Origin of the sequence: Ilumatobacter sp., assembly GCF_049588435.1 — a bacterium.
Taxonomy (GTDB): domain Bacteria; phylum Actinomycetota; class Acidimicrobiia; order Acidimicrobiales; family Ilumatobacteraceae; genus Ilumatobacter_A.
Genome location: NZ_JBAVYV010000092.1, coordinates 1 through 7,202, shown reverse-complemented (window position 1 = coordinate 7,202; position 7,202 = coordinate 1). Strand labels below are relative to the sequence as shown.

Annotated in this window: 7 protein-coding genes; 6 read left to right on the top strand and 1 reads right to left on the bottom strand. The window is 68.8% G+C overall.

Features of this window, described 5'->3' with window-relative positions; genetic code table 11:
* From WBV89_RS03450 to lnt, 5 genes are all read left to right on the top strand, one after another.
* Window positions 1-736: uroporphyrinogen decarboxylase family protein (locus tag WBV89_RS03450; RefSeq protein ID WP_423979947.1), on the top strand; the 736-nt coding region annotated here is incomplete at its 5' end.
* Window positions 737-773: 37 nt separating this feature from the next.
* Window positions 774-1,736, top strand: coding sequence for a ferrochelatase (gene hemH, locus WBV89_RS03445; RefSeq protein WP_423979946.1), 963 nt, complete (start codon window positions 774-776; stop codon window positions 1,734-1,736).
* Window positions 1,737-1,820: 84 nt separating this feature from the next.
* Window positions 1,821-3,188, top strand: coding sequence for a protoporphyrinogen/coproporphyrinogen oxidase (locus tag WBV89_RS03440; protein ID WP_423979945.1), 1,368 nt, complete (start codon window positions 1,821-1,823; stop codon window positions 3,186-3,188).
* A 5-nt stretch (window positions 3,189-3,193) separates the two neighbouring features.
* Window positions 3,194-3,955, top strand: coding sequence for a sortase (locus WBV89_RS03435; RefSeq protein ID WP_423979944.1), 762 nt, complete (start codon window positions 3,194-3,196; stop codon window positions 3,953-3,955).
* Between the two features lie 34 nt (window positions 3,956-3,989).
* Entirely contained in the window at window positions 3,990-5,534 is a 1,545-nt protein-coding gene (gene lnt, locus WBV89_RS03430) for an apolipoprotein N-acyltransferase (RefSeq protein WP_423979943.1), read from the top strand.
* Here the strand turns inward: lnt and dtd are convergent.
* The gene (gene dtd, locus WBV89_RS03425) at window positions 5,512-5,967 is read right to left on the bottom strand and encodes a D-aminoacyl-tRNA deacylase (RefSeq protein WP_423979942.1); all 456 of its coding nucleotides are present in this window, start codon (window positions 5,965-5,967) and stop codon (window positions 5,512-5,514) included. The two genes, lnt and dtd, sit on opposite strands and share 23 nt — an antisense overlap.
* 59 nt (window positions 5,968-6,026) lie before the next feature.
* Here dtd and WBV89_RS03420 point away from each other — a divergent pair.
* A partial coding sequence (locus WBV89_RS03420; RefSeq protein ID WP_423979941.1) for a peptidoglycan-binding protein occupies window positions 6,027-7,202 on the top strand: 1,176 nt, incomplete at its 3' end.

The following is a 7,202-nucleotide window of genomic DNA, read 5'->3' as shown; positions in this document are numbered from 1 at the left end:
CGACGTCGAGGACATCGACTACGTGGTCGACACCGTGCGCCTGCTCGCCCAGGAGCTGCCCGCGTCCGTGCCACTGCTCGCCTTCGCCGGCGCGCCGTTCACGGTCGGGAGCTACCTGATCGAGGGTCGTCCGAGCAAGGACTACCGCTACACGAAATCGATGATGCACGGTGACCCGTCGTTGTTCCACGACGTGATGGACCGTCTCGCGACGTCGGCGATCACGTTCATCGATGCCCAGCTCAGCGCCGGAGCGAGAGCGTTCCAGCTGTTCGATTCGTGGGCCGGCTCGCTCTCCCTGGCCGACTACGAGCGCTTTGTCCTCCCCCATTCCCTGCGGGTCTTCGCCGAGCTGCGCACCCGTCATCCCGAGGCGCCGTGCGTCCACTTCGGCATCGGGTGCGACCACCTGCTGTCGGCGATGTACGACGCGATGCCGACGATCGGACCGCGGATCATCGGGCTCGACTGGCGCACCACCATCACCGACGCGCGTCGGCGCCTCGGCAGCGGCCTCGTCGTCCAGGGAAACCTCGATCCGGCGTTGGTCCTCGCCGGTACGCAGGCTGCGCTCGCCGGCACCGATCAGGTGCTGCTCGACAACGTGGCCGACGACGGCACGCGCCACCCGGGACACATCTTCAACCTCGGGCACGGCGTCCACCAGCACTCCGACCCCGACGTGCTCCAGGCGGTCGTCGATCGGGTCCATTCGTGCACCACAGACGCTCGATGATCGTGATCGGTCTCCGGTTCCGCGAGGCTGTGGGTCGATGAGTACGGACATGGACCGGGTCGGCGTGGTGCTGATGGCGTACGGGACGCCGCGCAGCCCCGACGAGATTGAGCCGTACTACACCGACATCCGACGAGGACGCCCGCCGACTCCCGAAGCGTTGGCGGATCTCGTCGCCCGATACGACGCGATCGGCGGCATCTCCCCGCTCGCGGCCCTCACCGAGGATCAGCGCGACGCGCTCCAGACCGCGCTCGACGATCGTTCCCCCGGCCGGTTCCGGGTCGAGCTCGGCCTGAAGCACGCCGATCCGAAGGTCGAAGCCGGCGCGGCGCGGCTCGCGCTCAACGGATGTGCGTCGATCGTCGGTCTCGTGCTCGCCCCGCACTACTCGGCCTACTCGGTCGGCCAGTACCTGCAACGCGCCGCAGATGGGGTCGAGCAGGCCGGCCTCGGGACGCCCCTCGTCGGAATCGACAGTTGGGCGACCGAGCCGGCATTCGTCGAGTTCCTCACCGACGACCTGCGCTCGCGGCACGAGGCGATGACGAGCACCCTCGCCGAGGCCGGCGACGAGCGCGGCGTCCGCGTCGTCTTCACCGCGCATTCGCTTCCACAGCGGATCATCGATACCGGCGACCCGTACCCCGACCAACTCCGATCGACCGCCGAAGCGGTGGCCGACGAACTCCGGATGACCGAAGGGGACGACTGGATGATCGGGTGGCAATCGGCCGGGCGAACGCCCGAACCGTGGATCGGACCGGACGTCCTCGACGTCATCGACAGCCTGGGTGCCGACCCGACCGTCGGCGGCGTGATCGTGAGCGCGTGCGGATTCGTGGCCGACCACCTCGAGGTGCTCTACGACCTCGACATCGAGGCCCGCCACCGCGCCGACGACGTCGGGCTGCTCTTCGATCGCACCGCGTGCGTCAACGACGATGCCGACGTGATGGCCGCGCTGGCCGATCGGGTGATCGATGCGGTCGACGGTTGAGCACTCGGGTCGCCGCTCCAGCGCGCCTGCAGTCGTGCCCCGCAGTGGCGTGGAGCATCCCACGCTCACGGTGACGGACGACGCATGACGAGCCATCGCATCGCCGTCGTCGGCGCCGGAATCACCGGCGCATCCGCTGCCCTCCGACTGGTCACGGCATCCGCCGACCGCGTCGACGACGTGGTGCTGTTCGAACGTGCGGATCACGTCGGCGGTCGGATCGACGGCACGCCCTTCGCCGGCGTGGAGTCGATCGACGCCGGTGCGGACGCATTCCTGGCTCGTGTCCCCGATGCTGTCGAACTCGCTCAGGAAGTGGGGCTCGGCGACGATCTCGTGCACCCGGAGAAGGTCGGCGCCGCAGTCTGGTACGACGGGTTCCACGACATCCCGGACGGTCTGGTGCTGGGCGTCCCCGGGAACCCGTTGGCACTCGCCCGCAGCGGCCTGCTGTCGTGGCGCGGGAAGGCCCGCGCGGCCATCGAGCCCGTCCTCCCCCGGACGACGACGGAACCGGACAACATCGGTCGATACGTCCGCGCCCGCTTCGGCAACGAGGTCCACGAACGCCTGGTCGACGCACTCGTCGGCAGCATCTACGCCACGGACACCGACCGGTTCAGCCTGGCCGAGATCCCTCAACTCGCGGCGCTCACCGACGAACGCAGCCTGCTCCTCGCCGCTCGAAGAGTCGCGCGGCGCAACGCCGGGACCGCCTCTGCCGGGGCTGCACCGATCTTCGCTGCCCCACGGGGCGGGATGAACCGACTCGTGACCGCGACGGTGGACGCGTTCGTCGGTGCCGGGGGCCACCTCCGGCTCGGAGCGGACGTCGAGGTCCTCCCCGCGGGAACCCGGTGGGAGGTCGGCGGCGAGCTCTTCGACGCCGTGGTGTGCGCGCTCCCGGCCGACCGACTCACCGGACCGGCCGGCGCGTCGGTGCCGGATCTCCAGGACCGCGCCGACGTGGTGATGGTCACGCTGCTCGTCGACGACGCCGAGTTCCCGGACCGCCTGCTCGGGCGCAGCGGCTACCTCGTCCCCAAACCCGTGCAACGCGACGTCACCGCAGTGTCGTTCGGAAGCCAGAAGTGGGCCCACTGGACCCCACCGGGCGGCGGCCAGATCCTGCGGGTCTCCATCGGACGCGACGGTGCCCCGGTCCTGCACCTCGACGACGAGGAGATCATGACGCGCGTCCTCGACGACCTCCGACGCCAGATCGGCGTGTCCATCACTCCGGTCGAGCACCGTGTCAGTCGATGGCCCGGAGCGTTCGCGCAGTACCGTCCGCACCATCGTCGACGTGTCGAGCAGATGCGCGACCGACTCCCGGCCGGCTTGTTCGTGGCGGGCAGCAGCTACGACGGCATCGGCATCCCGGCATGTGTCCGCAGCGGACGAGCATTCGCCGATCGCGCGGCCACTTTCGGCGCCGATCTGCCATCATGAAGCGAATGGGCGATGTGGACCACAGCGCACGCGGAGGCGCCGAGCCGAAGCTGTCGCGCCGGTCGATGCTCACGGTCGGAGTGCCCGCGGTACTCACCGTCATCGCGGTCGGTTCGGTTCCCGTCGTCATCGGTTCCCGCGGTCGTACCCACGAGGCGACCAGCGGGATCGACGCCACGACCACGTCCCCACCGACGACCGACCCGGCGCTGACACCGGCCGCCAGCACCGAGACCGTCGTCCTCCCCGGGGCCAGCACGACCACCACCGGACCGGCCGCCACCACGACGACCACGACGACGGTTGCACCGACGACCACGGTTGCCGAGGAGAGCGGGCCGATCGCTCCTCCCGGCGACACCCGTGGCTTCGAGGAACTCACCCAGCTCGGTTCGATCACGATTCCGAAGCTCGGCGTCGACGAACCGCTGCTCGAGGGAATCCGGCTGACGACGCTCGATGTCGGCCCCGGCCATTGGCCGGGTTCAGCGATGCCCGGTGACGACGGCAACGTCGTCGTCGCGGCGCACCGCACAAGCCACGGCGCGCCGTTCCGACACATCGATCAACTCGTCGCCGGCGACATCGTGGAGTTCACGACCCTCGAGGGCGATGCTCGATACGAGGTCACCGGCACGCAGATCGTCGACCCGGACGCACTCTGGATCGTCGATCCGACGCCGGAACCCACGGCCACACTGTTCGCCTGCCACCCTCCCGGCTCCGTCGCGCATCGCATCGTCGTGAACCTCGAACTCGTCGTCTGAGCATCCCCTCGATCCGCGGGTAGAACAATCACCCGTGACCGCCGCTGCCCCCACGTCGCCCACGACGCACCCGTCACGTCGCGAGAACGTCTCGCGCGCTGCACTGGCGCTGGGCGCGGGCGTGCTGGTGGCCATGGCGCTCCCGCCGTGGGGATTCTGGCCGCTCGCGTTCGTGGGCGTCGTGCTCTTCGATGTCGCACTCGGCGACGATCCGGCCCGCGGCCGACGATTCCTGCTGGGCTGGCTGTTCGGTGCGGGATGGATGTTCGTCGGAATGGGCTGGATGATCCAGCTGACCGGGCCCGGCTACGTCGTGGCCGGAGTGATCTTCGGCGGGTACCACTCCGTCGCGGCCGGGTTGGCACCGGGTGGACCGTGGCGCATCCTCGGTCGACCGGCGCTGCACACACTCGCCGAAGCACTGCGATTCTCGTTCCCGTTCGGCGGCGTCCCGCTGGCATCGATGGGGATCGCTCAGGTCGGCGGCCCGTTCGCACCGGTGGTCGGCGTCGGCGGGGTCATCCTCCTGACGTGGATCGTGTTCCAACTCGGCACGCTCATGAGCGTGATGTGGGCGTCCCGAGATCGGTTGTCCCGCCCGCCGACATCGATCCTGGTCTGGTCGATGAGCGCGGCCGTGGTCGGTGTCATCACCCTCTCGTTCGTCGCACCCGACGGCCGACCGACCGGCGACACGTTGACGATCGCCGCGGTGCAGGGCGGCGGTGAGCAGGGCACCTCCGCGTTGGACGTGCCGTCGATCGTCGTCACCGAGCGCCACCTCGAAGCGACCGCCGGCATCGAACCCGACCCGGAACTCGACCTCGTGGTGTGGCCGGAGAACACGATCGATGTCGTGACGTTCGAGTCCTCTGACATCGCCCAGTCGATCGTCGACGAGGCCGCCCGACTCGATGTCCCGATCTCGGTCGGGCTCACCGAGGACGTCGTGATCGACGGGCGTCGTCGATTCACCAATGCGCAGGTCGTCGTGACCCCGGACGGTGAGATCACGAGCCGCTACGACAAGGTTCGACGGGTTCCGTTCGGCGAGTACGTCCCGCTCCGCTCGGTCCTCGAGCGGATCAGCTCGGCAGTCGATCGTGTCGGCGATGCGGTGCCGGGCACCACGCCGGCGATCCTCGAGCTCCCGTCCGGCGAGAAGCTCGCCACGGTCATCTCGTGGGAGATCTTCTTCGGTGGCCGCGTCCGCGAGGGGGTCGAACTCGGCGCGAACGCGGTCATCAACCCGACGAACGGAGCGAGCTACACGGGCACGATCGTGCAGACCCAGCAGGTGGCATCGAGCCGATTGCGCGCGATCGAGTCGGGACGCTGGGTCGTGCAGGTCGCGCCGACCGGTTTCACGGCGTTCGTCGATCCCGACGGCACCGTCGTCCAGCGCACGGCGCAGAGCGAGCAGCGCGTGCTCATCCAGGAGATCGAGATGCGCACCGGATTCACGTGGTACACGTCGCTCGGCGATGCGCCGTTCATCGTCGCGCTGATCGGTGCGGCGCTGGTCTCGATGTACTTCGGTGGACGGTTCGGGTGGCTCACACGTCGATCACGAGCGTGACCGGTCCGTCGTTCACGAGATCGACCAGCATCTCGGTCCGGAAGCGACCGGTCGCGACCGTGGCCCCACCGGCGCGAAGTTCGTCGACGACACGTTCGACGAGCGGTTCGGCATGCTCGGGACGCGCGGCCTCGATCCAACTCGGTCGTCGGCCCCGGGACGTGTCGCCGTAGAGCGTGAACTGACTGACGACGAGGAACTCGGCATCGACGGCCGACGGCCCCAGGTTCATCACCCCGTCGGCATCGTCGAAGATCCGCAGACCCGACAGCTTGTCAGCCAACTTCGTCGCCTCGTCCGGCGTGTCGGTGTGGGTGACCCCGACCAGCACACACATGCCCGAGCCGATCCGGCCGACGGTGTCGAACTCGGCAGCGGGGTCCGGGCGGCTCCGGACGCTGGCGGACGAGACTCGTTGAACGACGGCGCGCATCGACCGATGTTGGCACGCTTCGCCTCCCCTCCGACAGACCGCTAGATTGTTACGATCTCATGACAGCGCTCGCCGGATCCCGATTCGTCGCCAGGTGCTCCCATCGGATCTGGACCGCCGTCCTCAGCGTGATGCTCGTCGTCGGTGCTCTGACGCTGGGAGGACCCACGGCGCGCGCAGATCAACCCGTCGACTTCGACGATGCCGGCGATGCGCCACACATCAGCGTCATCGGCGACTCGACGCTCAGCGCCGTTCGTTGGTATGCCGACTACGGTCCGCTCGAGCGGTTCAACTTCGTGTTGAACGCAGAGTCGTGCCGACGAACGATCGAACAGTCGTGCATCAGTCGCGAGGGATACCGCTCCGAGAACGTGATCACCGCGATGCGCACACTCGACCACGAACTCGGCGACGTACTCGTCGTCATGTCGGGCTACAACGATCCGATCTGGACGATCGACGAGGCGATCGACGGTGTCGTCGACGAAGCACGACGGCAGGACGTCGACAACGTCGTCTGGCTGAGCCTGCGCTCCAGCCCCGACGTCGACTACTCCGACCCGCAGGAACAGTCGAGCATCGAGACGTTCCGCGAGTACAACGATCAACTCTTCGAGACCGCCGCGGCATCGGACGGATTCCTCCAGGTCGCCGACTGGGCCGCCTACTCGAACGGCTCGTCGTCCTGGTTCGAAGGGGACGGCGTCCACCTCACCCCGCAGGGCGTCGATGCGGTCACGACGTTCATCGCAGGAACCGTCGAGCGTGTCCTCTCCGGGGAGAACGTCAGCCCGGCGGCCGCGCCCTGGACCGTGCTGGTCCCGGGAGCCGAGGGGGACACGATCGCCGACGTCCAGCGAGCGCTCATCGCCGACGGGATCGACGTTCCGGGAGGCGCTGACGGCGTGTTCGGCTACGACACGATGGCGGCGGTCGCCGAGTACCAACGTGCCGAAGGCGGGCTCCAGGTGACGGGAGCCGTCGACATGTCGACCGCCCGGGCACTCGGCGTGTACGAGGACAGCGAGGCGGTCACCGGCGACGATGCTCCCGTTGCGGAACCGGCGACGGTCGCTCCGGCCCGCGCGGCGTCCGCTGCGAATCCCACCCCGACCGACACTGCCGACGGGAGCGGCACCGTTGGGGGCACATCACCGTGGCTGCTCGCCTCGGCAGTCATCGCGGTCGTTCTCGTCGGAGCGGTGGTCGCACGTCGGCGTCACGTCGTCGCC

Coding starts and splice junctions, on each gene's coding strand:
- dtd (WP_423979942.1), bottom strand. CDS start 5,967: ATGCGCGCCGTCGTTCAACGAGTCTCGTCCGCCAGCGTCCGGAGCCGC.
- WBV89_RS03435 (WP_423979944.1), top strand. CDS start 3,194: ATGGGCGATGTGGACCACAGCGCACGCGGAGGCGCCGAGCCGAAGCTG.
- hemH (WP_423979946.1), top strand. CDS start 774: ATGAGTACGGACATGGACCGGGTCGGCGTGGTGCTGATGGCGTACGGG.
- WBV89_RS03440 (WP_423979945.1), top strand. CDS start 1,821: ATGACGAGCCATCGCATCGCCGTCGTCGGCGCCGGAATCACCGGCGCA.